This window comes from Microbacterium sp. (genome assembly GCF_003248605.1).
GTDB lineage: Bacteria > Actinomycetota > Actinomycetes > Actinomycetales > Microbacteriaceae > Microbacterium.
Genome location: NZ_QFPF01000028.1, coordinates 1 through 25,287 on the forward strand (window position 1 = coordinate 1; position 25,287 = coordinate 25,287).

Consider the following 25,287-nt stretch of genomic DNA (forward strand, 5'->3'; position numbering starts at 1 on the left):
CTCGTGACGGGTTTCGGCCGGCTGCACGGCCACCCGGTGGGCATCCTCGCGAACCACGGGGTGCTGTTCTCGGACTCGGCTCGGAAGGGCGCGCACTTCATCGAGCTGTGCGACCAGCGCGGGATCCCGCTGCTGTTCCTGCAGAACATCTCGGGTTTCATGGTCGGGGCGGACGCGGAGGCGGGTGGCATCGCCGCGGACGGCGCGAAGATGGTGACGGCCGTTGCGACGACCCGCGTGCCCAAGCTCACGGTGATCGTCGGAGGCTCCTTCGGCGCCGGCAACTACGCCATGTGCGGGCGGGCGTACTCGCCGCGCTTCCTCTGGTCGTGGCCGGCGAGCCGCATCTCGGTCATGGGCGGCGCGCAGGCGGCCGCGGTGCTCTCGACCGTACGACGCGAGCGACTCGAGGCCGAGGGAGGGGAGTGGTCCGCCGACGACGAGGAAGGGTTCCGCGCCCCTATCCGGGAGCGCTACGAGCGCGAGGGAGACCCGTATCACGCGACCGCGCGGCTCTGGGACGACGGCATCCTGGATCCCGCCGTGACCCGCGACGCACTCGGGCTCGCCCTCGATGTCGTGTCGCGCTGCCCGCTGCCCGACCCGCGCTTCGGCGTGTTCCGGATGTGAGCGCCATGCCCCTCTTCGAATCGGTGCTCGTCGCGGGCCGCGGCGAGATCGCCGTGCGCATCGTGCACACACTCCGTCGCCTCGGCATCCGCTCGGTCGCGGTCTACAGCGACGCCGATGCATCGGCACCGCATGCGCGTGCGGCGGACGAGGCGGTGCGGCTGGGACCGGCACCGGCCGCCGACTCGTACCTGCGCGCCGACGCCGTCGTTCAGGCGGCCCTGCTCACCGGAGCGCAGGCCGTGCATCCCGGCTATGGCTTCCTCTCCGAGAGTCCTGTGCTGGCCGGCGCGTGCGCCGATGCGGGCATCGTCTTCGTCGGCCCCCGGACGCGGGCTCTGGAGATCATGGGCGACAAGATCGCCGCTCGCGAGCACGTCGCCGCGCACGGCGTGCCCGTCATCCCGGGCCGCTCGGGGGCAGACCTGGACGAGACGCAGCTGGCCGACGCGGCGGCATCCCTCGGCTTTCCCCTGCTGATCAAACCCTCCGCGGGCGGCGGAGGCAAAGGCATGCAGATCGTGCGCGACCGTCGCGACCTGCCCGAAGCGCTGGCGTCGGCGAGACGCGTCGCGCGTGCGGCCTTCGGCGACGACGCCCTGCTGCTCGAGCGGCTGATCGAGCGGCCGCGCCACATCGAGGTGCAGGTGCTCGGCGACGCCCACGGCACACTCATCCATCTGGGTGAGCGCGAGTGCACCCTGCAGCGCCGGCATCAGAAGGTCATCGAGGAGGCTCACTCGCCCCTCGTCGATGCGGCCCTGCGGGAGCGGCTGGGGGATGCTGCGCTGCGAGTAGCCGCGAGTGTGGACTACGAGGGCGCCGGCACCGTCGAGTTCCTCGTGTCGGCGGACGCGCCCGACGAGTTCTTCTTCATCGAGATGAACACGCGGCTGCAGGTCGAGCACGCGGTGACGGAGCTCGTGACCGGCATCGACCTGGTCGAACAGCAGTTGCGGATCGCCGCCGGTGAGCCCCTCCCGTCCGCAGTGCACGACGCGCGATCGTCGGGGCACGCGATCGAGGCGCGCATCTACGCGGAGGATCCCCGTCGGGGCTTTCTGCCATCCACGGGCACGGTGGGGCGTTGGCGTGCGCCGCGGGGTGAGGGAGTGCGGGTGGATGCCGGCATCGAATCCGGCGCGGACGTACCGGCCTTCTACGATCCGATGGTGGCGAAGATCATCGCGCACGGAGTCGATCGCACCCAGGCGCTGGAACGTCTCGACAGCGCACTCGCCGAGACGATCCTGCTGGGGATCGAGACGAACATACCCGCCCTGCGGGCGCTTCTGGCCGACCCTGCCGTGCATGCCGGCGAGCTGGATACGGGGCTCATCGAGCGTCAGGCGCCGCTGCCGGACCCCACCCCCTCCGTGACCACGCTCGAGCGGGCGGCCTCCGCGTGGATCGCGGCGCGAGCGCAGTCCACCCATGCCGAAGACGCGTCACCGCTGTGGCGGGAGCGCGGCGGGTGGCGTCTGGACGGCGAGATCGGGGTCGCCGTCGGCTTCGACACCGGTCGCGGGGAGGCCCACGTCCGCGTGACGCCGGGGCGGGCCGTCGACGCGCACGGTGCGGAGATCCTCATCGCCGGCGACGATGTCTGGATCCACGCCGACGGCGAAGCGCTCCGACTGACTCCGATCGACCGGCGTGCGGCATCCGCCCGTCAGCGCACGCCCCGGGACCGCGCGGCGACGGGGACGTACGGCGAACTCCGGGCGCCGATGCCCGGAATCGTCACGTCCGTGCACGTCGCCGACGGCGCGCGGGTCGACGAGGGCGGGCGGATCGTCACGATCGAGGCCATGAAGATGGAGCACCCCGTCAGCGCCTCCCACGCCGGCATCGTGCGGTTGCGGGTGGGTCAGGGCGCCCGGGTCGGTCGCGACGAGATCGTCGCGACGCTGGTCGCGCCCGAGGAGCCGGACGGCTCCGGTCGGGTGCGAGTGCGTGACGAGGAGGCATCGGATGGAGTATGACCTGAGCGAGGAGGAGCGGGCGCTGCAGGCGATGGTGCGCGATTTCGCCGACGACGTCGTGGCGCCCCGTGCGTACGAGGCGGATCGTGATCACACCCTTCCTCTGGATGTCGTGGCGGGCATGGGCGAGCTCGGACTGTTCGGGCTCCCCTTCCCGGAGGACGTCGGAGGGCAGGGCGGCGACCTGTTCGCGCTGGGCATCGCGATCGAGCAGCTGGCGCGCGTCGATCAGTCGATCGCGATCACCCTCGAGGCGGCGGTGAGCCTCGGTGCGATGCCCGTGCACCGCTTCGGGACTGCGGAGCAGCGCGCACGGCTCCTGCCCGATCTGCTCGCCGGAACGGCTCTCGCCGGGTTCGGGCTCACCGAACCCGACGCGGGGTCGGATGCCGGCGCCACGCGCACCACCGCCCGCCGCGACGGCGACGAGTGGGTGATCGATGGAGCAAAGCAGTTCATCACCAACTCGGGCACCCTCATCACGAGCTTCGTGACGATCACGGCCGTGACGGGCGAGCGGGCGGATGGGCGGGAAGAGATCTCCACGATCATCGTGCCCTCCGGCACGCCCGGATTCACCGTGGGACCGGCCTACGACAAGGTCGGCTGGCGCGCCTCCGACACGCACCCGCTGTGGTTCGAGGGCGCCCGCGTGCCGGCCGCGAACCTGCTCGGCGAACAGGGGCGCGGATTCTCGGGATTCCTGCAGATCCTCGACGAGGGGCGCGTCGCCATCGCGGCCCTCGCGACGGGGGCGGCCCTGGGCTGCCTCGAGGCGGCACTCGCCCACGCGAGGGACCGTGTGGTCTTCGGCGCACCGCTGGCCACGCGGCAGAACGCGCAGTTCACCATCGCGCGCATGCAGGCCCGCGTCCACACGGCGCGCCTCGCCTGGCACCACGCGGCGCGCTTGCACGGCGCGGGGCGGGCGTTCGCAGCCGAAGCCGCCGTGGCCAAGCTCGTCGCGAGCGAGGCCGCGATGGACAACGCCCGGGAGGCGACCCAGCTGTTCGGCGGCTACGGCTTCATGAACGAGTATCCGGTCGGGCGGCACTATCGCGACTCCAAGATCCTCGAGATCGGCGAGGGCACGTCCGAAGTGCAGCTGCTCGTCATCGCCCGCTCGCTCGGACTCGCGGGGTAGCGTGGCCGGCATGAGCGAGGCGGCAGACGTCGGGTCGGACGCGGGATCGGAACGCAGCATCCACCAGCGCGGACTGTGGTTCGACGAGCTCGAGGTCGGCGTGCGCTACGTGCACACCCCCGGCCGCACCGCCACGGAGGCCGACAACGTCCTGTTCACCACGCTGACGATGAATCCGCAGGCGCTGCACTTGGATGCCGCCTTCTCGGCGACGCAGCCCTTCGGGCGCACCCTGATGAACTCGTTCTGGACGCTCGCGACCATGGTGGGCCTCTCGGTCGCGCAGCTGACGCAGGGCACCCTCGTGGCGCAGCTCGGGCTGCGCGAGGTGAGGTTTCCGAATCCGCTGTTCGTCGGCGACACCATCACGGCCGAGACCGTCGTCATCGATGCGCGGCATTCGCAGTCGCGGCCGGGGCAGGGAGTTGCGACGATGCGGCACACGGCGCGAAACGAGCAGGGTCGGATCGTCGCGATCGCCGAACGCTCCGCGCTGATGTGGTGCCGTCCTCACGCGCCCGAGGCCGATGGGGGAGCGCGAGCATGAGTGTTCTCGAGCATGGACCCGCCCTCCTGTTCTGCCCCGCCGATCGGCCCGAGCGATTCGAGAAGGCGCTCGAGCGCGCGGATGCTGTCATCCTCGATCTCGAGGACGCCGTCGCGGCCGACGCCAAGGTCCTGGCGCGCGGTGCCGTCATCGAATCCGCGCTCGACCCCGACCGCGTGATCGTGCGGGTGAGCGCTCCGGGCTCCGCCGCGTACGCTGCCGACCTCGCAACCCTCGCCCAGACCGATTACCGCACGATCATGGTCGCCAAGGCCGAGCAGGCCTCGCCGATCGCGAGGGTCGACCCCCGCTTCCGCGTCATCGCCCTGTGCGAGACCGCGAAGGGCGTCCTCGCGGCCGAACGGCTCGCGGGACTCGCGAACGTGACGGCACTCATGTGGGGCGCGGAAGACCTCGTCGCAAGCATCGGCGGCACCTCGAGCCGCAAGCGCCACGGCCGCTACCGTGACATCGCCCGGCATGCGAGGTCGCAGGTCCTGCTGGCCGCGGGCGCCGCGGGTATCGACGCGATCGATGCCGTGCACCTCGACATCGCCGACGACAAGGGGCTGCGGAGAGAGGCGCGCGACGCGGCCGCGTCGGGGTTCGCCGCGAGCGCGTGCATACACCCCGGTCAGGTCGGGATCATCCGCGCCGCATACCGGCCCGCGCCCTCGGATCTGGCCCGGGCAAGACGCCTGGTCGCGGCCGCCGAAGGACAGCCCGGAGTCTTCGTCCACGAGGGACGCATGGTCGATGAGCCCGTCCTGCGGCACGCGCGCACGCTGATCTCCCGAGCGGGCTGATCTTCCGAGCGGGCTGAACGCCCGAGCGGGCTGATCGCCGCGCGAGGAAGCCTCCGCCGGGGCTTACGCCGCGGCGACCGCGGAGTACGAGAGCAGACGCAGCGCGTCCCCGTCGATGTGGAACATGTGAGCCGATCCGTTCTCGATCCGCTCACCCGCCAACGGCAGCGTGTCGCCGCTCGCGTGGCGGATCATCTCGCCGATCAGAGCGCCGTGGGCGACGACGATGACGGATGCCGCGGTCGGCGCGCTCTCGCTCCGCACATCGCGCGCGACGCGGCGCAGGGCCCGCACGCCGCGGGCGCGCAGCTCCGGGCGCGTCTCGGCGCCCGGGATGTTGTCGCGGTCCCAGCTGCCGAAGCGCGCGAGGAAATCCTCGATGAACACGCCCTCGGCCTCTCCGTAGGCGCGCTCGCGCAGCTCGCGGTATCGCTTGCGCGGTGCGTCGAGACCGAGCCGGTCGGCGATGATCTCGGCGGTCTCGCCCGCGCGGCTCAGGTCGCTCGCGACGACGACCGTGGGGCGGGTGAGATCGAGCATCTCCGCAAGTGCGGACGCAGCATCCCCCGCCTGCCGGCGCCCCGTGTCGTTGAGCGGGACATCGGTCTCTCCCTGAATGCGTCGGGCGAGGTTCCAGTCGGTCTGTCCGTGGCGCACGAGGGTGAGGATCGTCACTCCTCGAGCCTACCCGGGCCCGACGGCGTCAGCGCGCGGCGGGGAGCGCCCGAGCCAGAGTGCGCAGCACCTCGCTGGTTCCCGCATCGATCTTGACGGTCGCCTTGCCGTCGGCGCGGGTCACGCCGCGATTGACGATCACGACCGGCTGCTTGCGACGGCGCGCCCGCTCGACCAGCCGGATGCCGGAGTTGACCACGAGCGAGGATCCGGCGATGAGGAGCGCGTCGCTCGAGTGCACGAGCTGTTCGGCCTCGCGGAACTTCTCGGCCGGAATGAACTCGCCGAAGAAGACGACGTCGGGCTTGAGCATCCCCCCGCAGACGCTGCAGTCCGGCACCACGAATCCGTCGGTGCTCTCGGGGAGGACGTCGCCGTCCGGCCCCAACGGCACGTTGTCGGGCACCGCCACCCACGGGTTGTCGGCCTCGACGCGCTCGGCGATGTCACGCCGGTCGAACACCTGCCCGCAGTGCGTGCAGAACACGCGGCGCATCGTGCCGTGCAGCTCGACCACGCGGCTGCTGCCGGCGCGCACGTGCAGACCGTCGACGTTCTGCGTGATGACCCCGGCCGCGACCCCCTGCGCCTCGAGCTCCGCGACGGCGGTGTGCCCGGCATTGGGCCGGGCGGCGGCGAACGCCTTCCAGCCGAGGTGACTGCCGACCCAGTACCGACGACGCGCGCCGGCGTCGGCGACGAACTGCTGCGCCGTCATCGGGGTGCGCGTGGGCGCGCCCTTGCCGCGATAGTCGGGGATGCCCGAATCCGTCGAGACCCCGGCGCCCGTGAGCACCGCGACGCGCCTCCCGGCGAGGGCGTCTATCGCCCGGCCGATCAGGGCCGACGTGGCAGGGTCGAAGGCGACCTCGCCTGGCGCGGTGAAGACCATCGCAGAGTCCCTCCTCGGGTGGCTCAGTGTAGACGGCGGGCTTTACCGGGATGTTACGCGTACCGTGGAGCGGTGCCGACGAGAGGATGCCGATGCGCATCGAGCAGGTGACCGATCCCGCCGACCCCCGGCTGAGCGACTACCGCGACCTCACCGATGTGGCCCTGCGTCGCGTGCTCGAGCCCGCGGGCGGGCTCTACCTCGCCGAATCCGCGAAGGTTCTCGCGCGCGCCCTCGCCGCCGGGCATGAGCCGCGCTCGGTGCTCACGCAGGAGAAGTGGATGCCGCAGGTCGAGGCTCTGCTCCACGACCGCGACGTTCCCGTGCTTCTCGCATCCGCGGAGGTCGTCGAGGGTGTCACGGGATACGCGGTGCACCGCGGGATGCTGGCCTCGATGCACCGCCCGACCGACAGGCCCGTCGTCGACGTGCTGGCGGGGGCGCGGCGCGTCGTCGTGCTCGAAGACCTCGTCGACCACACCAACGTCGGCGCCGTCTTCCGCGCCGCGGCGGCGCTCGGGGCCGATGCCGTGCTCGTAACACCGCGCTGCGCCGATCCGCTCTACCGGCGCAGCGTCCGGGTGTCGATGGGAACCGTGTTCCAGGTGGCGTGGACGCGCCTTCCCGAGTGGCGTGACGCCCGGGAACTCCTGCACGACGCCGGCTGGCACATCGCGGCGCTCGCCCTGACCGAGGACGCCGTTCCGCTGGACGTCTTCGCCGCCGGCGCACCCGAGCGTGTCGCGCTCGTCGTCGGAGCCGAGGGTGATGGCCTCAGCCGGCGCGCTCTCGACGCGGCCGACACGATCGTGACGATTCCCATGGCGGGAGGCGTGGACTCGCTCAACGTCGCGGCCGCGAGCGCCGTAGCGATGTGGGAGCTGCGCGCGCGCTGAGTTCGCGGTGGCGGGCGGGCGGCCGTGCTGCGCGGCGTCAGACCTGCTCGCCCCGCTCTGCTGCAGCATCCCGGCCCGGTGCGAGGAACTGCACAGGAGCGGGATCCGGGCGCTTCGCGGTGATCCGATCGCCCGACGATTCGTGCCGCAGCCGCCGGAGCACCCACGGCACGAGGTGGGTGCGGGCCCACACGAGGTCGCTCGCGCGGGCGGTGCGCCACGTCGTGACCGGGTAGGGGTCGGGCTGCATGGGAGTGAGATCGTTCGGCACATTGAGCGCACGCAGCACCATCCGCGCGACCTCGTGGTGACCGAGGGAGTTCAGGTGCAGACGGTCGGCATCGAAGAAGCGCGGGTCCTGGATCTCTTTCAGCGCCCACTGGTCGGCGACGACGCAGTCGTAGCGGTCGGCGATGGAGCGCAGGTTCTCGTTGTAGATCGCGATCTTGCCGCGCATCGAGCGGAAGACGGGCTGCCAGCCGACGTCGATACCGGTGAAGATGACGACCGTCGCGCCCGTGCCGGCCAGGCGCACGACCGCATCCTCGAAGATGGAGGCGACGGTGTCGGGGTCGGCACCGGGGCGGATGATGTCGTTGCCCCCCGCGCACAGGGTGACCAGGTCGGGAGCCAGGGCGAGCGCGGGATCGATCTGCTCCGCGACGATCTGGCCGATGAGCCTCCCGCGCACCGCGAGATTGGCGTACGCGAAATCGGGCACCTGTGAGCCGAGCACCTCGGCGACACGGTCGGCCCAGCCGCGATGACCGCCGGGCGAGGCGGGCTCGGGATCGCCGATACCCTCGGTGAACGAATCGCCGATGGCGACGAAACGCCGCCAGGGATGTGGGCCGGCATTCACGTCGTCGCCGACGCGGGGGAGCACGTGATCTGTGTCTGACATGGCTCTTTCCTCGGTTCGTGACCGTTATCGACCCTAACGCCGGCATGCCGCCCGGTCGATCGGTCAGTGCTCCCCCGAGAAACGGCGGGCGCCCGCCTCGGGCTGTCGGGGGCGTCGATTATCGTGGTCAGTCGGCACGGGGAGGGTCCCGATCCGCGTGCGCGGTCGGCGTGCGCGACCGATCCGCGCCGGAGGGAGGGGGTGTCGTGACCGAAGAGATGCCGGGCGCCCACGTGGGCAGCTTCGCCGCCGAGCACCTCTCGCCGTCCTACCCCCAGCGCGCCCCCTGGGGAACAGCGCAGCGTCTGCGCGCCTGGCAGGCCGAGGCCCTCGACGAGTACTTCGCGCTCGACGGCCCCGACGGACCGGGCAAGGGCCCACGCGACTTCCTCGCGGCCGCGACACCCGGCGCCGGCAAGACCACCTTCGCGCTCCGACTGGCGACGGAGCTCCTGCGCCGGCGCGTGGTCACGCGCATCGTCGTCGTGGCACCCACCGAGCACCTCAAGACGCAGTGGGCGGATGCCGCCGCGCGCGTGTCGCTGCGGCTCGATCCCGCGTTCAGCAACCGGCACGCGATGCCCGCACGGCACTACCACGGCGTCGCGGTGACCTACGCGCAGGTCGCGGTGAAGGCATCCATCCATCAGCGGCTGGTCGACGATGCGCGCACGCTGGTGATCCTCGACGAGGTGCACCACGGCGGTGACGCGCTGAGCTGGGGTGATGCGCTGCGCGAGGCCTACGGTCGCGCGACCCGTCGGCTGCTGCTGTCGGGCACCCCGTTTCGCAGCGACACCGCGCCGATCCCGTTCGTGGAGTACCTGCCCGATGAGAAGGGCATCCGCCTCTCCCGCACCGACTACGCGTACGGGTACCGGCGAGCGCTCGAGGACGGCGTCGTGCGTCCGGTGATGTTCCTCGTCTACGCCGGAAAGATGCGCTGGCGCACGCGCACGGGCGATGAGATGGAGGCCCATCTCGGCCAAGACAACACCAAAGACGTCAACGCTCAGGCGTGGCGCACGGCGCTGAACCCCGACGGCGACTGGATTCCGGCGGTGCTCCGCTCCGCCGACCGTCGCCTGACCGAGGTGCGGGAGCAGATTCCGGACGCGGGGGGCCTGGTCATCGCGACCGACCAGACGGCCGCCCGCGCCTACGCCGCGATCCTCGCGCGGCTCACGGGGGAGCAGCCGACGATCGTGCTCTCGGACGAGGCCGAGGCCTCCTCCCGCATCGAGACGTTCTCCTCGTCGACGTCGCGCTGGCTCGTCGCCGTGCGGATGGTCTCCGAGGGTGTCGACGTCCCGCGCCTGGCGGTGGGCGTCTACGCGACGAGTGCGTCGACCCCGCTGTTCTTCGCCCAGGCGATCGGGCGGTTCGTCCGTGCCCGCCGCCGGGGCGAGACGGCGAGCATCTTTCTGCCCAACGTGCCGCAGCTGCTCGCCCTGGCCGGCGAGATGGAACGTCAGCGTGATCACGCCCTCGACCGCGACAGCGAGGGCGACGACGAATGGGCACTCGATGACGACCTCATGGACGCCGCGGAGCGCGAGGACAAGGCCTCCGACTCCCTGACGGAGGAGTTCTCGTTCCAGGCACTCGGCTCGCTGGCGCACTTCGATCGGGTGATGTTCGACGGCCGGGAGTTCGGCGAGCTCGCCGTACCCGGAACGCCCGAAGAGGAGGAGTTCCTGGGGCTGCCCGGACTGCTCGAGCCCGAGCATGTGCACGAGCTGCTCATGCAGCGACAGGCGCGGCAGACGCGGCACCGCAAGGTGCGGGAGGCAGCCGAGGGCGCCTCCGGTGAGACGGTCGAGACCGTGGAGTCAGCCCCGCCGCAGGCGCTGCACCGCACGCTCAAGGAGCAGCGCCAACTGCTCAACAGCCTCGTCGGCCTCTACGCGCGTCAGAGCGGCGAGGCGCACGGTCTCGTACACGCCGAGCTGCGTCGCATCTGCGGCGGGCCGGCGGTCTCGCACGCGACGGTCACGCAGCTGCAGGCGCGTATCGAGGTGCTGCGCAAGCGGGTGCGCTCCTAGCGACCGGGTCGGGTTCGGAACCCCGAAATGCTGTCAATCCGGGGATATCGACGGTGACGCCGCGATGCGGATCCTACGGTGGAGGCATCCCCCCGACCCCCGCCGCCGATCTGGAGGCCGCATGATCGCGCCCGCGATGCAGACCCCGACCGCCGCCGACCGTCGACGGTGGACGCGGTACCTCGTCGACGAGCGCGCCGAGGCGCGCGTGTATCGCGATCTGGCCGCGCGACGCGACGGCGAAGAGCGCGACATCCTCCTGGCCCTCGCCGCCGCCGAGGGGCGTCACGAGGCGCACTGGCTGACCCTTCTCGGGGGCGAGCCGGCTCGCCTGCCGCGGCCCGGGGCAGGAACACGGATGCTGGCGTGGATGGCGCGCCGATTCGGCTCGATCTTCGTGCTGGCGCTGGCACAGAACGCCGAGGCTCGCTCGCCGTACGACACCGAACGTTTCGCGACCGCGGCCATGCGCGCCGATGAGAAGATCCACCACGAGGTCGTCCGCGGACTCGCCGCGCGGGGCCGGCGTCGACTGTCGGGCACATTCCGCGCCGCCGTCTTCGGCGCCAACGACGGCCTGGTCTCCAACCTCGCGCTCGTCATGGGCATCGGTGCCACGGGGGTCGCTCCGCAGTTCGTGCTCTTCAGCGGAATCGCGGGCCTGCTCGCCGGGGCGCTCTCCATGGGTGCGGGGGAGTTCGTCTCCGTGCGCTCACAGCGCGAGCTGCTCGACTCGACCGAGCCGAATGACTTCGCCGACGACGTGCTGCCCGACCTCGATCTCGACGCGAACGAGCTGGCCCTGGTCTACCGCACGCGCGGCCTGACGCCGGATGAGGCGATCGAGCGCGCTCGCGCGGTCGTCGAGGCGGCGCGCTCAGCCGACCGTGCCGAGCCCTACCGCAGTCCGCGCGGGGATTCGGGAGACCACGAGGTCGTCGGCGGCGCACTGGGCGCCGCGACATCGAGCTTCCTGTTCTTCGCGTCCGGCGCGATCATCCCGGTGCTCCCCTGGATCCTCGGCCTGAGCGGTGTGGCGGCCGTCGTCCTCGCGCTGGTGCTCGTGGGAATCGCCCTGCTGGCAACGGGGGCGACCGTCGGCCTGCTCTCGGGAGCGCCGCCGCTGCGGCGCGCGCTGCGCCAGCTCGCGATCGGCTTCGGCGCCGCCGCCATCACCTACGCGCTCGGCCTGCTGTTCGGGGTGACGGCCGCGTAGCCCCGGGTGTCCGTCCGCTGCACCGCCGGACATGGTCCGCGGCCGCGCATGCTGAGCCGAACCTACATTCCTGCAGCGAGCCCACATTTTTGCAGCGAGCCCACATTTCTGCAGCGAGCCCGCATCTCTGCAGCGAGCCCACCTCCGACGCGTGGTGGCTCGCTGCAGAAATGTGGGGTCGCATCGCACCCGGTCGCGGGCACGCAGATCGGGCCGCCGCCGGGTACGACGTACGGCACGCCGCGAGAACAGGAGATGCGCCCAGAACAGGATGCTGCACGTCAATGCGTCCTGTTTCGGCGCCGTCTCCTGTGCTCGTTCCCGCCGCGCCGCGTGGCCCCAACCAGGGGCGTCGCGCCGACACTGTCGCACAACAAAAAAGGGCCCCTTTCGGGACCCTTTTTCGTTCTGTGCGCGAGGGGGGACTTGAACCCCCACGCCCTATACGGGCACTAGCACCTCAAGCTAGCGCGTCTACCTATTCCGCCACCCGCGCATGGGTGAGTTGCTTTCGCAACCGAGGATCGAGCCTAGCATGTTCCGGGGCGTCCTCCCGACCCGGGTAGCCTGGTGCGCATGTCAGGGCCCACGGCACCCGCCGCCAACGCGAGCGATCCCGCCGCGCTGCCGGAAGTGGCCCGCATCGCCCGCGACCTCATCCGCATCGACACCCAGAACTGGGGCGGCGGCCGAGCGTCCGGGGAGCGTGAGGCGGCCGAATACGTCGGCGCCTATCTCGAATCCCTCGGGCTCATCACCCACTACTTCGAGCCGATTTCGCGGCGCACCAACGTCACCGCGCGTGTGCCGGGCAAGAATCCCGATCGGCCGGCGCTCATCCTGCACGGTCATCTGGATGTCGTGCCCGCGCCCGCCGAGGGATGGAGCGTCGATCCCTTCGAGGGTCTCGTGCGCGACGGGATGCTGTGGGGTCGGGGGGCGGTGGACATGAAGGACATGGACGCCATGATCCTGACGTCGGTCGCCGAGCTGCTGCGCGCAGGCGAACAGCCCGATCGTGATCTCATCCTCACCTTCTTCGCCGACGAGGAGAACGGCGGCGTCGAGGGCTCGCAGCTTGTGGTGCGCGATCGGCCCGAGTGGTTCGCCGGCGCGACCGAAGCGATCAGCGAGGTCGGCGGCTACTCGATCGATGTCGCCGGTCGGCGTGCGTATCTGCTGCAGGTGGGGGAGAAGGCGCTGCTCTGGATCCGGCTCGTCGCCCGCGGCCGCGCCGCGCACGGTTCGCGCCTGCACGGAGACAATGCCGTGACCCGCCTGGCCGAGGCGGTCGCGGCGCTCGGTCGGACCGAGTGGCCGGTGCGTCTGACCGAGACGACCACGCAGCTGCTCGCGCGCCTCGCCGAGATCACGGGAGAATCCGACGCCGACCCGGACGCCCTCGCCGCGTACACCGGCCCTGCACAGGGCTTCCTGCGCTCCACGCTGCGCACGACCGCCAACCCCACGGGGCTCACGGCGGGGTACAAGCACAACGTGATCCCGGATCGCGCCGAAGCGCTCATCGACGTGCGGGTACTCCCCGGCACGGAGGATGCCGCCCTCGCCGACATCCGCCGCATCATCGGTGACGACGTCGAGATCCAGACCGTGCATCGCGACATCGGTCTCGAGGTGCCGTTCTCCGGCGACCTCGTCGAGCGGATGGTCGCGGCCCTCGGCCGGCACGATCCCGGCGCCCCCGTCATCCCGTACCTGATGGGCGGCGGCACCGACAACAAGGCTCTCGCCTCACTCGGCATCGCCGGCTTCGGGTTCGCACCGCTGCGACTGCCCGCCGACCTCGATTTCACCGGCATGTTCCACGGTGTCGACGAACGCGTGCCGATCGCGTCGCTCGAATTCGGTCAGCGCGTGCTGACCGATCTGATCCGCACCTGCTGATCCGCGGATGCCGGGACCCGGCATCCCTCATCACTCCCGCATCGCTGCGACCAACCCGGAAGGCGCCATGCAGTTCATCGAAGCCCTCATCCTCGGCATCGTGCAGGGGTTGACCGAGTTCCTGCCGATCTCATCGAGCGCCCACCTGCGCATCGTCGGAGAGTTCTTGCCCTCGGCCGAGGACCCGGGCGCGACGTTCACCGCCATCACCCAGATCGGCACCGAGCTCGCCGTGCTGGTCTATTTCTGGGGAACCATCGTGCGGATCATCTCGCGATGGGCGAAGTCGCTGACCGGCGCCGTGCCCCGCAATGATCCGGATGCGCGGATGGGATGGCTGATCATCATCGGCACCATCCCGATCGGGGTGCTCGGGTTCCTCTTCCAGGACGTCATCCGCGGCACCTTCCGCAACCTGTGGCTCGTGGCCATCGTCCTGATCGGCTTCGGTCTGCTCCTCGGCGCGGCGGATCGATGGGGCTCCCGCCGCCGTCAGCTCAGCGACCTCACCTACCCGCACGGCCTGGGCCTCGGCTTCGCGCAGGCCCTCGCACTCATCCCGGGGGTGTCCCGCTCCGGCGCGACGACCACCCTCGGGCTCGCGCTCGGCTACACCCGGCCCGCGGCGGCCGAGTACGCCTTCCTCCTCGCCGTGCCTGCCGTGTTCGGCTCGGGGCTCTACGAGCTGCTCCAGGCGTTCGAGGAGCCGAGCGGCCCCTACTCGCTGATCGACACGGCCGGGGCCACCGTTGTCGCGTTCGGTGTGGGACTGGCCGTGATCGCGTTCCTCATGCAGTACCTCAAGCGGGGCAGCTTCCTGCCGTTCGTGATCTACCGCCTCGCGCTCGGCGCCCTGCTGATCGTGCTGTTGTCGCTGGGCGTGCTGCAGCCGTACTGAGTCCGGCTGAGCCGACGCGAGCCCTCGCGGCGACTCAGCGCCGCGGGTCGTCCCGAGGGGGCTTGCGCGGTCCGTCGCCGCCGCCGCGGCGCAGGTAGCGCTCGAACTCCTCGGCGATCGCGTCTCCCGACGCCTCGGGGGAGTCCCACGTGTCGCGCGTGCGCTCGAGGCTGCGGATGTACTCGGTCATCTCCTCGTCGTCGGCCGCCGCCGCGTCGATGGAGGCCTCCCAGGTCGCCGACTGCGTGGGCAGGTCCCCGCGCGGGATCTGTGCGCCGGTGATGTCCTCGAGACGATCGAGCAGCGCCAGAGTCGCCTTGGGGGAGGGCGTGTGGCCAGCGACGTAGTGCGGGACGCTCGCCCACAGGCCGACGGAGGGCACTCCCGCACGTTCGGCCGCCTCGGCGAGCACCGACAGGATGCCGACCGGGCCCTCGTACGTGCTGCGGTCGATGCCGAGGTGGTCGCGGACCCGGTCGTTGTCGCTGCCCGCGAACACCGAGATCGGCCGGGTGTGCGGCACGTCGGACATCATCGACCCCAGCGCGACGAATCCGGTGATGTCTTCGCGCAGGGCGACGTCCATGAGCTCGGCGGCGAAGGCCTGCCAGGCGCGGGCGGGTTCGACCCCGGTGAGCAGCCAGAGCTGCGTGCCCCGTGTGCGCCGCGCCGGGCGCAGGATCGTCGTCTCGGGCCAGGTCAGCTGGCGGCGGCCCTCGGCATCCATCGCGATGTGGGGACGGGTGTACTGGTAGTCGAAGTAGAGCTCGGGATCCACCGAGTGCACGGCTTCGTATTCGCCGGATTCGCGCAGCGCGGCGACCGCAGCCGTTGCCGCCTCTCCCGCGTCGTTCCAGCCGTCGAATGCCGCCACGAGCACTCTGCGTCCGAGTCCATCCACCACGCCTCCCGACTGGCTCTGCGGGTCTGCGGTGCAGAATCGAGCATCCTGCACCCCCGCGCGGGTTCCCTCAAGGATAGGCGGTCGCGCGGACAGGGGTATCAGGCGGGCCTCGGGCGCGTCGGTAGCATGGGGCGGGTGACTCACCCCCCTCTGCGCGCGGTCCTCTGGGACATGGACGGCACTCTCGTCGACACCGAACCCCATTGGATGGCCGCTGAGACGCCGCTGGTCGAGAGCTTCGGAGGCACGTGGTCGCACGAGCAGGCGCTGCAGCTCGTGGGCCTCGGCCTCGATGACGCGGCCCGCATCTTCCAGGCCGCCGGTGTGCGGCTGAGCGTCCCCGAGATCGTCGACACCCTCACCGATCGCGTGCTCGAATCCCTCGCCCGCGAGGGCGTCCCCTTCCGCCCGGGTGCGCGTGAGCTGCTCTTCGCCCTGAAGGAGGCGGGGATCCCGACCGCGCTCGTGACGATGTCGATGCGCAGGATGGCGCTGTCGATCGTCGAACTGATCGACTTCGACGCCTTCGATCTCGTCATCGCGGGCGACGACGTCAGCCGTCCCAAGCCGTTCCCCGACCCGTATCTGATGGCAGCAGACGAGCTGGGGGTCGACATCCGGCAGACCGTGGCCATCGAGGATTCGCCGAACGGCGTCCGTTCCGCCGTCGCGGCGGGCGGTGCTGTCCTGGGTGTACCCAACATCGTCTCGCTCGAGGGCACCGGCGCGAACCGGCTCTCGCCGTCGCTGGCCGATGAGACGCCGGCGACGCTCCAGGATCTGCTGACCCGACACGCCCGGCACGCGGGCGCGGAGCACGGCGCATGAGCGCGGCTCCCGCATCCGCCCCCCGTCAGAGCGGGCCGTTCGGCCTCGGAGACCGCGTGCAGCTGACCGGCCCCAAGGGGCGCCGGCACACGATCACGCTGCGCGAGGGCGGCGAGCTGCACACCCACCACGGTGTCCTCACGCACGAGGCCCTCATCGGCGCTCCCGACGGCTCCGTCGTCGTCAACAGCTCAGGACACGAGTACCTCGCCCTGCGCCCTCTGCTGCGCGACTTCGTCATGTCGATGCCGCGCGGTGCGGCCATCGTGTATCCGAAGGATGCCGTGCAGATCCTCGCCGAGGCCGACATCTTCCCCGGGGCCACGGTCGTCGAAGCGGGGGTCGGATCCGGCGCGCTCTCCCTCTGGCTGCTGCGGGCCGTCGGACCCGAGGGGCGACTGGTCTCGTTCGAGCGCAGGCCCGAGTTCGCCGAGGTGGCGACGGCGAACGTCGAGACGTTCTTCGGCGAGCACCCCGAACGGTGGGAGGTGCGTGTGGGCGACCTCGCCGCAGATCTCCCCGATGCCCTGCCGCCCGGCGCCGTCGACCGCGTCGTGCTCGACATGCTCGCGCCCTGGGAATGCATCGACGTCGTCGCGGACGCCCTCACTCCCGGCGGTGTCGTGCTCTGCTACGTCGCGACGGCGACGCAGCTCTCACGCGTCGCGGAGTACCTCCGCGGCACGGGGCTGTTCACCGATCCGGAGGCTTCGGAGACGATCGTGCGCGGCTGGCACGTCGAGGGCCTCGCCGTGCGACCCGACCACCGCATGATTGCGCACACCGGCTTTCTGATCTCGGCGCGTCGCCTTGCCCCCGGCGCAGTGCCCCCCGAGGTCAAGCGTCGCGCATCCAAGTCGAGCTACGGCGACGAGGATGTCGAGCTGTGGACCCCGGGTGCCGTCGGTGACCGCGAGATCACCGACAAGAACCTGCGCAAGCGGGTCCGCGAGGCACGCAAGGCGGCAGATGCCCGCCTCGACGGCGGACCGCTTGCGGGCGACGACCCCCACGGGGCGACGTCGGACGACGGCCTAGACTGATGCGCGTGCGTAGACTTCCCGCTCTGGTGGCAGCCGTCGGCCTCGTCGGATTAGGACTCGTCGGCTGCGCCTCGGCGCAGCCCTCCGGCGGCGCGTGCGAGCGCGAGGTGTCGCCGGATTCGGCCGTCGCCGAGCTCGTGAGCGTCGAGGGCGACCTTGGTGAGATGCCCGAGCTCGAGGCCTACACCCCCGTGCAGACGGATTCCACGATGTGGGCCGATGTGCTCACCGGCGAGGGGACGGCCATTCGCACCGACGACCAGCTGGTGGTCTTCGACCTCGCTGTCTTCGACGGCGAGAGCGGCGAGCAGCTCGTCTCGACGCCCTTCGACGGCACGCTCGACGCGGCGCCCCTGACTCAGTGGACGGGCATCTTCCCCACGCTCGAGCAGTCACTGGCGTGCGCGCGCGAGGGCGGCCGCGTCGTGAGCGTGATCCCCTCCGGCGATCTCGACGAACAGACCGCCGAGGGACTGGGGCTTGCACCGGGAGCGACCGCCATCGTCGTCACCGACCTGCGCAAGGTCTACCTCGACAAGGCGGACGGCGACGACCAGTTCGTGACCGGCCACGGCATGCCCTCGGTCGTCCGCGCACCCGACGGGCGCCCCGGCATCATCGTTCCCGACACCGCGCCCCCGTCCGACCTCCAGGTGCAGGTGCTCAAGAAGGGACGCGGCGAGATCGTCACGGGCGACGCCCCGGTGCGCGTGGCGTACACCGGCGTCCTCTGGGACGACCGCACCGTGTTCGACTCGACGTGGGACGAGGGCAAGACTCCCGCGTCGTTCGAACTCGATCAGGTCGTCGAAGGCTTCGGGCAGGCTCTCGAGGGGCAGACCGTCGGCTCGCAGGTGCTGATCGTGATCCCGCCCGAGCTCGGGTACGGCGACGACGATGCCGGCAGCATCCCGGGTGGGTCGACGCTCGTCTTCGTCGTCGACATCCTCGGCATCGACGCTCCCGCCGGATAGTCCGTCCCGGCGGCGTCGCGCTCGCGCCGGACGCGGGAGCGCCGACCTAGGATTGGGGCGTGCCGGAGAAGATCGCGCCCGAGGAGCGGCTGCTCAGTCTCACCGTCGCGCTCATGGCGCATCGCTACGGGCTGACGAAGGAGCAGATCCTCTCGAGCGTGTCCGGATACCGCGAGGCGCGCGCCGAAGGGCGCAGCGTCGACGCGCTCGAGAAGATGTTCGAGCGCGACAAGGATGCCCTTCGCGAGCTCGGTGTACCCATCCACACGCTCGGTGACGCCGCCGACCCCGACGATCTGCGCGAGGCGCGCTACGTCATCCCCAAGGCCGAGTACGTGTTGCCCGAGGACCTCGAGTTCACCCCCGCCGAGGTGGCGGTGCTCAACGTCGCCGCCGCGGTATGGGGCGAGAGTTCCATCTCGGGCGAGGCGCGGTCCGCGTTGCGCAAGATCCGCGCTCTGGGTATCGAGGTCGACGAGCCGATCATCGGCTTCGCGCCCCGGATCACGGCGCGGGATGCCGCCTTCCCGGCGCTGCGCCAGGCCGCTGATCAGGGGCGGGTCGTGCGCTTCACCTACGTCAAGCCCGGCGACGACGTCCCCCGCCTGCGCACTCTCGAGCCCCACGCCCTGATCGATGTCGAGGGACGCTGGCACGTCTACGGATACGACCGCGACCTGGCCCAGGAGCGGACCTTCCTGCTCTCTCGCATCGTCGGCGACATCGAGCCGACGCGGCAGCGTTTCGATCCCGCCGCGCGAGCAGGTGCGGGGGAGCGAGCGCGCCGAGGGCTCGAACAGGTCGCGGCGCGCAACACCGCCGTGCTCCGGGTGCAGGAGGGCACGGAGGCGGCGCTGCGACTGCGACGGCGCGGCGAACGGCGCGGCGACCAGGTGCACGTGCCGTTCATCGACGTGCACGTGCTGGCCGACGAACTCGCCTCCTACGGACCCGAAGTGTTCGTCGAGGGGCCCGAGGCCCTGCGGGCGCAGGTCATCCTGCGGCTGCAGCGCACGCTGTCCGCGCACGGGGAGGCGAGCTGATGTCGGTTCCTTCCCAGGGCGGGGCGCGCGGCTCCCTGCCACGGCCCGTCGCCATGGTCGCGATCGACCGCGTGGCGCTCGTGATGAATCTCGTGCCCTATCTCGTCGAGCGCGGTCCGGTGCCGGTCGTCGAGGCGGCGCGCGATCTCGACGTCGACCCCGACACCCTCCGGGCCCTCGCGGAGAGTCTGGTCGTGATCGGTCTGCCGGGCGGTATGCACAACGAGCTCTTCGACATCGACTGGGACCTGCTCGATCAGAGCGACGAGTTGCAGCTGCTGAACACCGTCGCGTTCGAACGGGCGCCCCGGCTGACCGCCCGCGAGGCCGCGGCACTGCTGGCGGGACTGCAGCTCGCGCAGTCGGCCCCGGGAGTCGCCGGCGGTGGCGTCGTCCCGGCGCTCATCGCAAAGCTCGCGCGCGGGGCGAGCGCGGCGCCGACGGAGCTGGTCGTCACCGCCGACCCCATCGACGACGTGCGGTCCGCGGTGCGCGACGCCCTCGACCGGGGGCGAGCGGTGTCCTTCACGCATCGAAAGCCGGATGCCGAGGCCACGACTCGCACGGTGGACCCGGTGCGCATCGTCGTCACCGACGATCAGTGGTACCTGCGGGGCTGGTGTCATCTGCGCCGCGACATGCGCACCTTCCACCTCGACCGGGTCAGCGACGTGGTGGTCACGGACATTCCCGCCGCGCACCACGACGATCCCGAGACCGAGGTGTTCACTCGGGCGGACGGGGCGCTCGAGGCGTCGATCCGATTCGTCCCTCATGCCGCGCCCCTGCTCGGTCAGTACCTCGACTTCGCCGAGGTCACCCCGGGTGAGCCGCTGTCCTCCGCGGTGCTGCGGGTCGCGGACCCACAGCAGCTCAAGCGCCTCGCGGCCCGCCGGGGCGGGGCCGTCGAGGTCGTCGCGCCCAGCGAAGCGCGCGAAGCGAGCATCGCCTGGGCGCGCCAGGGGCTTGCGCAGTACGAGTGAGCGGCCTGAGGCTCCCGGCCATCGCGGCATCCGCGGGTTAGACTGGGCGGACCGCATCCTCACGTGAGACGGAGAGCACCATGTTGGGAAACCTCAACGGCTGGCACCTGCTGATTCTTCTTGCGGTGATCCTGCTGCTCTTCGGTGCGGCCAAGCTCCCCGCACTGGCCAAGAGCGTCGGCCAGTCCGCTCGCGTCTTCAAGGGCGAGATGAAGGCGATGAAGGACGAAGATCACTCCGAGGGCAAGACCGAGCAGACGGTCGGCACCCCGCCGTACGATCCCTCGCTCGGGCAGAACGCCTCGGCGAGTTCGACGCCCCCTGCACCGGGCGCGTCTTCCGACACAAAGCCGTAGGCTGCCGTGGCCACGACCGCTGCGGGCGTGACCGTCGGGGATGACGAACCGCGCCGCGACAAGCGCATGTCGCTCGGCGCCCACCTTGTCGAGCTGCGTCGTCGGCTGATGATCGCAGCCCTCGGACTGATCGCCGGCATGGTGGTGGCCTTCTTCATCACCGACGGAATCATCTCCCTGCTCAACGAGCCGATCCTCGAGGTGGCGCAACGCCGCGGACTCGAGATGCAGGGCGACGCGCTCACCGCTCTGAACTTCACGACCGTCACGAGCGGCTTCGACTTGCGCATCCGCATCGCGTTCGCGATCGGCCTGCTCATCTCGGCACCGGTCTGGCTCTGGCAGCTGTGGGCGTTCGTGATGCCGGGCCTCACGCGCAAAGAGATCCGCTATACCTGGTCGTTCATCGGGGCCGCCATCCCGCTGTTCTTCGCCGGGTGCGTCGTGGGCTTCTTCATCATCCCGCACGTGATCGAGCTGATGGCATCCTTCGTGCCCAACGGCTCGGCGCTGCTGTTCGCCTACGACACCTACTACGACTTCGTCTTCAAGTTCTTCATCGTCCTCGGCTGCGCGTTCGTGCTTCCCGTCTTCCTCGTGGCGTTGAACATCTCGGGCGTCATGAGCGGGATGGCGATCCTCAAGGGATGGCGGGTCGCCGTCCTCATCGCCGCCGTCTTCTCGGCGCTCGCGACGCCGGCGGCGGATGTCACCTCGATGCTTCTGCTCATGGGCATCATGATCGTGCTGTACTTCGCGGCCGCCGGACTCTCTCTGCTCTTCGACCGCCGCCGCCGCAAGCGCGACGCCGCGCTGCTGGCCGCGGGGACGCCCGGGTGAGCATCCCGAGCCCCGCGGAGAGGTACGCCTCCGCGCGGGAGGCGCACCGGCATCCCCTCACCTCCGCGTTCGCTCAGGCGCAGCGGTTCGACCTCGACCCCTTCCAGGTCGCGGGGTGCCAGGCCCTCGAAGAGGGGCGCAGCGTGCTCGTGGCGGCCCCGACCGGAGCGGGCAAGACGATCGTGGGGGAGTTCGCCGTCCATCTCGCCATGCAGAGCGATCGCGGCAAGGCCTTCTACACGACACCGATGAAGGCCCTGTCGAACCAGAAGTTCCGCGAGCTGCAGGAGGTGTACGGCGCAGACGAGGTCGGGCTGCTCACGGGCGATGTCAACATCAACGGCAACGCCCGCGTCGTGGTGATGACCACCGAGGTGCTGCGCAACATGCTCTACGCCGACTCGCCGGCATTGCGCGACCTGCGCTTCGTCGTGATGGACGAGGTCCACTACCTCGCGGACAGGTTCCGCGGCGCAGTGTGGGAGGAGGTCATCATCCACCTCTCCCGCGACGTGCGCCTCGTGTCGCTGTCTGCGACGGTCTCCAACGCCGAGGAGTTCGGCGACTGGCTCGACACCGTACGCGGCGACACCGAGGTCATCGTCTCCGAGACCCGGCCCGTGCCACTCGAACAGCACGTCCTCGTGCGGGGAGACCTGCTGCCTCTCTTCGACGATCGCGCGGGGGTGGCCACCGCGCAGGTGAATCAAGAGCTGATGCGCATCCGCTCGCCGAAAGGGGCGAACCTCGACAACAACCGTCGCGCGCACGCTCGCAACAGCGACCGTCAGACCGGCCGATACGAGCCCTCGCGTCGTCGGCCCGACCGCGGTCACCACCGGCCGGTGCGGCCCGGCAACGTCCAGCGGATCGAGCGACTCGACCGCCCCGATGTCGTCGAGCTGCTCGGACGCAGCAACCTGCTGCCGGCGATCTTCTTCATCTTCAGCCGTGCGGGGTGTGATGGCGCGGTCCAGCAAGTGCGCCGAAGCGGGCTGCGCCTGACGTCCCCCGAGGATCGTGCCGAGATCCGGGCCGTGATCGAGGAGCGCACCCGCACGCTGCCCGACGAGGATCTGGCCGTGCTCGGCTTCTGGGAATGGCGCGAGAACCTGGAGCGGGGCGTGGCCGCCCACCACGCGGGGCTCCTGCCGGCCTTCAAAGAGGTGGTCGAGGAGCTCTTCCGCCGCAAGCTCGTCAAGGCGGTCTTCGCGACCGAGACCCTGGCTCTCGGCATCAACATGCCCGCGCGCACGGTCGTGCTCGAGAAGCTCGAGAAGTTCAACGGCGAAGCGCGGGTCGCCATCACGTCGGGGGAGTACACGCAGCTCACCGGGCGCGCCGGCAGGCGGGGCATCGATGTCGAGGGACACGCGGTCATCCAGTGGACCGAGGGTCTGGATCCCCAGCAGGTCGCGGCGCTGGCGTCGCGTCGCACCTACCCGCTGCACTCGAGCTTCCGGCCCACCTACAACATGGCCGTCAACCTCATCGACCGGTACGGCAGGGGTCGGGCCCGCGAGCTGCTGGAGTCCTCGTTCGCCCAGTTCCAGGCCGACCGTGCGGTCGTCGGCCTCGCGCGGCAGGTGCGCGAGCAGGAGGAGTCGTTGGCAGGTTACGCGCAGGCGATGACCTGCGACCGCGGAGACTTCGCCGAGTACTCGGGCATCCGACGCGAGCTGAGCGATCTCGAGAAGCAGAATCGGACGGATGCCGGGGCGAGCCGCGGTGCTCGCGAACGTCGGCAGGCCCAGCTCAAGAGCCTGCGCACGCGCATGCAGCGCCACCCGTGTCACACGTGCCCCGACCGTGAAGCGCACGCGCGATGGGGGGAGCGGTACTGGAAGCTGAAGCGGCAGGTCGATTCCCTGCGCCGGCAGATCGACAGCCGCACGGGCACCGTCGCGCGGCAGTTCGACCGGGTCACCGATGTGCTGCGCGCGCTCGAGTACCTTCGCGAGCGCGACGGCCGGGTCTTCCTCACCCCGGCGGGCAAGACGATGCGGCGCATCTACGGCGAACGCGATCTGCTCGTGGCCGAATCGCTTCGTCTGGGCCTCTGGGATCGGCTCGATGCCGCATCTCTCGCCGCTCTCGCGAGCTGTCTGGTCTTCGAACCGCGCCGCGACGAGGCGGGACCGGGGGAGCGGGGACTGCCCGGAGGGGAGTTTCGGGCGGCGCTCAGCGCGACGCAGGATCTCTGGTCGCGGCTCGACGATATCGAACGGGATCACCGGCTCCCGGGGTCCGAGCCGCTCGCGACGGGTCTGGCCCGCGCGATGCGGGCCTGGGCGCGCGGAATGCCCCTGGATCGTGTGCTCGATGACGCCGATATGGCGGCGGGGGACTTCGTACGCTGGACCAAGCAGACGATAGATCTTCTCGATCAGCTCTCGATCGTCGCGGACGCGCCCCTCGCCGGCACGGCGCGCGACGCGCTCGACGCCGTGCGGCGCGGCATCGTGGCCTACTCCGGCGTGTGAGCTCCCGCATCCCGCCCGGCGCATTCTCGCGCGCGTTTAGGCTGGAAGGCGTGCCCGTGACCTCCGCTTCGCCGCGCACCGGCACGAAGCCCCTCCTCCCCCTCTGGGCGGCCCTGATCGCCGCCGCCGTGGGAGGTCCCGTGCTCGATCTGGCGTATCCCTCCGTCGGCGTGTGGCCGCTGGCGTTCGTCGGGATCTCGCTCGCGCTCGTGTCGCTCGTCGGCCGGAGTGCGTGGTCGGCTCTGCTCGTGGGGGCGGTGTTCGGCGCGTCGTTCTACTTCGTGCACATCCTCTGGATCACGCGCTACCTGGGTCTCGTGCCTTGGTTCGCCCTCGCGGGGCTCGAGGCCGTCTTCTGGGCCGTCGGCTCGCTTCCGATCGCGCTGGCGTACCGATGGATGCCGCGGGTGATGCCCGCGCGGACGGGTCGACTCGTCCTCCTACCGCTGCTCGTGGCCGGACTCTGGACGGCGCGTGAGGTGTTCATGGGCTCGTGGCCGTACACGGGATTTCCGTGGGCGCGGATGGGGATGAGTCAATCCGAGAGCCCCCTCGCGCACGTGTCTTCGTGGGTCGGTGTCACCGGCCTGACGTTTCTGATGGTGGCCGTGTGCGCCGCCGCGATCGAGTGGGCGCGACTGCGGCATCTGCGCGATGTGCGCACCGCACTGCCGACGCTCGTGCTGGCGACCGTGCTCCTGCTCACTCCGCAGTTCGCGACGGCGACGGCGGGGACGATGCGTGTGGGCAGCGTGCAGGGCAACGGCCCCTCCGGGTACTTCGACGAACGCGCACCCGGAGATGTGCTGCGCGCCCAGCTCGCCGCCACGCAGCCGATCATCGACGACGATCTCGACGTGCTGCTGTGGCCCGAGGGCGGGATCGACTCGGATCCGACGCAGAACGCGTCGACGGCGCGCACGCTGGACTCGCTGTCGTCGCTGGCCGACGCCCCTCTGATCGTCAATGCGGCCACCCAGCGCGGCGACGAGATCTTCAACACCTCGATGCTGTGGCGGGCGGGCGAATCCAACCCGGTGCAGTACCACGACAAGCGCAAACCCGTGCCCTTCGGCGAGTACGTGCCCGACCGGTGGTTCTTTGAGGCACTCGCACCGGATCTGATCGGGCTGATCCAGCGCGAGTACACACCCGGGCAGAACGCCCCCGTGTTCGATGTCGACGGTGTCGGCGTGGGATTGGCGATCTGCTTCGACGTCATCTACGACGACGTCATCCACGAGGGAGCGCGAGACGGCGCGCAGGTGTACATGTTCCAGACCAACAATG

Annotated in this window: 23 protein-coding genes and 1 tRNA gene; 19 read left to right on the plus strand and 5 right to left on the minus strand. The window is 70.7% G+C overall.

The window, feature by feature from the left end:
- The 5 genes from DI573_RS05865 to DI573_RS05885 form a co-directional block, all read left to right on the plus strand.
- A partial coding sequence (locus DI573_RS05865; protein ID WP_292811659.1) for a carboxyl transferase domain-containing protein occupies positions 1–630 on the plus strand: 630 nt, incomplete at its 5' end.
- A gap of 5 nt (positions 631–635) precedes the next feature.
- Positions 636–2,615 carry a biotin carboxylase N-terminal domain-containing protein gene (locus DI573_RS05870; protein ID WP_292811661.1) on the plus strand — a complete coding sequence of 660 codons (1,980 nt, stop codon included), beginning with the start codon at positions 636–638 and terminating at the stop codon, positions 2,613–2,615.
- Positions 2,605–3,759 (plus strand): acyl-CoA dehydrogenase family protein, encoded by a 1,155-nt coding sequence (locus tag DI573_RS05875; protein WP_292811663.1) that lies wholly within the window; start codon positions 2,605–2,607, stop codon positions 3,757–3,759. The genes DI573_RS05870 and DI573_RS05875 overlap by 11 nt, the downstream gene beginning before the upstream one ends.
- A gap of 10 nt (positions 3,760–3,769) precedes the next feature.
- Complete coding sequence (locus tag DI573_RS05880) at positions 3,770–4,306, plus strand: MaoC family dehydratase (RefSeq protein WP_292811665.1); 537 nt, start codon at positions 3,770–3,772, stop codon at positions 4,304–4,306.
- The gene (locus DI573_RS05885; protein WP_292811667.1) at positions 4,303–5,112 is read left to right on the plus strand and encodes a CoA ester lyase; all 810 of its coding nucleotides are present in this window, start codon (positions 4,303–4,305) and stop codon (positions 5,110–5,112) included. The genes DI573_RS05880 and DI573_RS05885 overlap by 4 nt, the downstream gene beginning before the upstream one ends.
- A gap of 63 nt (positions 5,113–5,175) precedes the next feature.
- Here DI573_RS05885 and DI573_RS05890 read toward each other — a convergent pair whose 3' ends face one another.
- Both DI573_RS05890 and DI573_RS05895 read right to left on the minus strand, forming a co-directional pair.
- The gene (locus DI573_RS05890; protein WP_292811669.1) at positions 5,176–5,787 is read right to left on the minus strand and encodes a histidine phosphatase family protein; all 612 of its coding nucleotides are present in this window, start codon (positions 5,785–5,787) and stop codon (positions 5,176–5,178) included.
- A gap of 28 nt (positions 5,788–5,815) precedes the next feature.
- Positions 5,816–6,679: a Sir2 family NAD-dependent protein deacetylase gene (locus DI573_RS05895; protein WP_292811671.1), complete on the minus strand. Its 864-nt coding sequence runs from the start codon at positions 6,677–6,679 to the stop codon at positions 5,816–5,818.
- A gap of 92 nt (positions 6,680–6,771) precedes the next feature.
- On the opposite strand from DI573_RS05895, the gene DI573_RS05900 reads away from it, so the two are divergent.
- Positions 6,772–7,575, plus strand: coding sequence for an RNA methyltransferase (locus DI573_RS05900; protein ID WP_292811673.1), 804 nt, complete (start codon positions 6,772–6,774; stop codon positions 7,573–7,575).
- 37 nt (positions 7,576–7,612) lie between these two features.
- Here the strand turns inward: DI573_RS05900 and DI573_RS05905 are convergent, their stop codons facing one another.
- Positions 7,613–8,479 carry an SGNH/GDSL hydrolase family protein gene (locus tag DI573_RS05905; RefSeq protein ID WP_292811676.1) on the minus strand — a complete coding sequence of 289 codons (867 nt, stop codon included), beginning with the start codon at positions 8,477–8,479 and terminating at the stop codon, positions 7,613–7,615.
- Between the two features lie 218 nt (positions 8,480–8,697).
- Here DI573_RS05905 and DI573_RS05910 point away from each other — a divergent pair, with 218 nt between their 5' ends.
- Together DI573_RS05910 and DI573_RS05915 are read left to right on the plus strand one after the other, a co-directional pair.
- The gene (locus DI573_RS05910; RefSeq protein ID WP_292811700.1) at positions 8,698–10,524 is read left to right on the plus strand and encodes a DEAD/DEAH box helicase; all 1,827 of its coding nucleotides are present in this window, start codon (positions 8,698–8,700) and stop codon (positions 10,522–10,524) included.
- A 121-nt stretch (positions 10,525–10,645) separates the two neighbouring features.
- The gene (locus tag DI573_RS05915; protein ID WP_292811678.1) at positions 10,646–11,740 is read left to right on the plus strand and encodes a VIT1/CCC1 family protein; all 1,095 of its coding nucleotides are present in this window, start codon (positions 10,646–10,648) and stop codon (positions 11,738–11,740) included.
- Between the two features lie 411 nt (positions 11,741–12,151).
- Here DI573_RS05915 and DI573_RS05920 read toward each other — a convergent pair.
- Positions 12,152–12,236, minus strand: a tRNA-Leu gene (locus tag DI573_RS05920).
- An 80-nt stretch (positions 12,237–12,316) separates the two neighbouring features.
- On the opposite strand from DI573_RS05920, the gene DI573_RS05925 reads away from it, so the two are divergent.
- Together DI573_RS05925 and DI573_RS05930 are read left to right on the plus strand one after the other, a co-directional pair.
- Positions 12,317–13,645, plus strand: a complete 1,329-nt coding sequence (locus DI573_RS05925) for a M20/M25/M40 family metallo-hydrolase (RefSeq protein ID WP_292811680.1) — start codon at positions 12,317–12,319, stop codon at positions 13,643–13,645.
- Between the two features lie 67 nt (positions 13,646–13,712).
- Entirely contained in the window at positions 13,713–14,543 is an 831-nt protein-coding gene (locus DI573_RS05930) for an undecaprenyl-diphosphate phosphatase (RefSeq protein WP_292811702.1), read from the plus strand.
- 34 nt (positions 14,544–14,577) lie between these two features.
- On the opposite strand, the gene DI573_RS05935 is transcribed toward DI573_RS05930, so the two are convergent.
- The gene (locus DI573_RS05935) at positions 14,578–15,444 is read right to left on the minus strand and encodes a PAC2 family protein (protein ID WP_292811682.1); all 867 of its coding nucleotides are present in this window, start codon (positions 15,442–15,444) and stop codon (positions 14,578–14,580) included.
- A gap of 138 nt (positions 15,445–15,582) precedes the next feature.
- Between DI573_RS05935 and DI573_RS05940 the strand changes: the two genes are divergently transcribed.
- From DI573_RS05940 to lnt, 9 genes are all read left to right on the plus strand, one after another.
- Positions 15,583–16,275 carry an HAD family phosphatase gene (locus tag DI573_RS05940; RefSeq protein ID WP_363331344.1) on the plus strand — a complete coding sequence of 231 codons (693 nt, stop codon included), beginning with the start codon at positions 15,583–15,585 and terminating at the stop codon, positions 16,273–16,275.
- Complete coding sequence (locus DI573_RS05945) at positions 16,272–17,318, plus strand: tRNA (adenine-N1)-methyltransferase (RefSeq protein WP_292811685.1); 1,047 nt, start codon at positions 16,272–16,274, stop codon at positions 17,316–17,318. Before DI573_RS05940 ends, DI573_RS05945 begins: the two co-directional genes overlap by 4 nt.
- A 5-nt stretch (positions 17,319–17,323) precedes the next feature.
- Positions 17,324–18,292 (plus strand): FKBP-type peptidyl-prolyl cis-trans isomerase, encoded by a 969-nt coding sequence (locus DI573_RS05950; RefSeq protein ID WP_292811687.1) that lies wholly within the window; start codon positions 17,324–17,326, stop codon positions 18,290–18,292.
- A 59-nt stretch (positions 18,293–18,351) separates the two neighbouring features.
- A complete protein-coding gene (locus DI573_RS05955; protein ID WP_292811689.1) occupies positions 18,352–19,335 on the plus strand; it encodes a WYL domain-containing protein in 984 nt (327 codons plus the stop codon).
- Positions 19,335–20,318: a WYL domain-containing protein gene (locus DI573_RS05960; RefSeq protein WP_292811691.1), complete on the plus strand. Its 984-nt coding sequence runs from the start codon at positions 19,335–19,337 to the stop codon at positions 20,316–20,318. Before DI573_RS05955 ends, DI573_RS05960 begins: the two co-directional genes overlap by 1 nt.
- An 80-nt stretch (positions 20,319–20,398) precedes the next feature.
- Positions 20,399–20,674, plus strand: coding sequence for a Sec-independent protein translocase subunit TatA (gene tatA / locus DI573_RS05965; protein ID WP_292811694.1), 276 nt, complete (start codon positions 20,399–20,401; stop codon positions 20,672–20,674).
- 66 nt (positions 20,675–20,740) lie between these two features.
- Positions 20,741–21,514, plus strand: coding sequence for a twin-arginine translocase subunit TatC (gene tatC, locus DI573_RS05970; protein ID WP_292811706.1), 774 nt, complete (start codon positions 20,741–20,743; stop codon positions 21,512–21,514).
- Positions 21,511–23,997 (plus strand): DEAD/DEAH box helicase, encoded by a 2,487-nt coding sequence (locus DI573_RS05975; RefSeq protein ID WP_292811696.1) that lies wholly within the window; start codon positions 21,511–21,513, stop codon positions 23,995–23,997. Before tatC ends, DI573_RS05975 begins: the two co-directional genes overlap by 4 nt.
- Before the next feature lie 50 nt (positions 23,998–24,047).
- Positions 24,048–25,287, plus strand: a 1,240-nt coding sequence (gene lnt, locus DI573_RS05980; RefSeq protein ID WP_292811698.1) for an apolipoprotein N-acyltransferase, incomplete at its 3' end; no start/stop codon positions are given.

What these genes read in the sequence shown, in the direction of transcription:
- DI573_RS05870 (WP_292811661.1), top strand. Translation starts at nt 636, where the DNA reads ATGCCCCTCTTCGAATCGGTGCTCGTCGCGGGCCGCGGCGAGATCGCC.
- DI573_RS05875 (WP_292811663.1), top strand. Translation starts at nt 2,605, where the DNA reads ATGGAGTATGACCTGAGCGAGGAGGAGCGGGCGCTGCAGGCGATGGTG.
- DI573_RS05880 (WP_292811665.1), top strand. Translation starts at nt 3,770, where the DNA reads ATGAGCGAGGCGGCAGACGTCGGGTCGGACGCGGGATCGGAACGCAGC.
- DI573_RS05885 (WP_292811667.1), top strand. Translation starts at nt 4,303, where the DNA reads ATGAGTGTTCTCGAGCATGGACCCGCCCTCCTGTTCTGCCCCGCCGAT.
- DI573_RS05895 (WP_292811671.1), bottom strand. Translation starts at nt 6,679, where the DNA reads ATGGTCTTCACCGCGCCAGGCGAGGTCGCCTTCGACCCTGCCACGTCG.
- DI573_RS05900 (WP_292811673.1), top strand. Translation starts at nt 6,772, where the DNA reads ATGCGCATCGAGCAGGTGACCGATCCCGCCGACCCCCGGCTGAGCGAC.
- DI573_RS05905 (WP_292811676.1), bottom strand. Translation starts at nt 8,479, where the DNA reads ATGTCAGACACAGATCACGTGCTCCCCCGCGTCGGCGACGACGTGAAT.
- DI573_RS05910 (WP_292811700.1), top strand. Translation starts at nt 8,698, where the DNA reads ATGCCGGGCGCCCACGTGGGCAGCTTCGCCGCCGAGCACCTCTCGCCG.
- DI573_RS05915 (WP_292811678.1), top strand. Translation starts at nt 10,646, where the DNA reads ATGATCGCGCCCGCGATGCAGACCCCGACCGCCGCCGACCGTCGACGG.
- DI573_RS05925 (WP_292811680.1), top strand. Translation starts at nt 12,317, where the DNA reads ATGTCAGGGCCCACGGCACCCGCCGCCAACGCGAGCGATCCCGCCGCG.
- DI573_RS05930 (WP_292811702.1), top strand. Translation starts at nt 13,713, where the DNA reads ATGCAGTTCATCGAAGCCCTCATCCTCGGCATCGTGCAGGGGTTGACC.
- DI573_RS05945 (WP_292811685.1), top strand. Translation starts at nt 16,272, where the DNA reads ATGAGCGCGGCTCCCGCATCCGCCCCCCGTCAGAGCGGGCCGTTCGGC.
- DI573_RS05960 (WP_292811691.1), top strand. Translation starts at nt 19,335, where the DNA reads ATGTCGGTTCCTTCCCAGGGCGGGGCGCGCGGCTCCCTGCCACGGCCC.
- tatA (WP_292811694.1), top strand. Translation starts at nt 20,399, where the DNA reads ATGTTGGGAAACCTCAACGGCTGGCACCTGCTGATTCTTCTTGCGGTG.
- tatC (WP_292811706.1), top strand. Translation starts at nt 20,741, where the DNA reads ATGTCGCTCGGCGCCCACCTTGTCGAGCTGCGTCGTCGGCTGATGATC.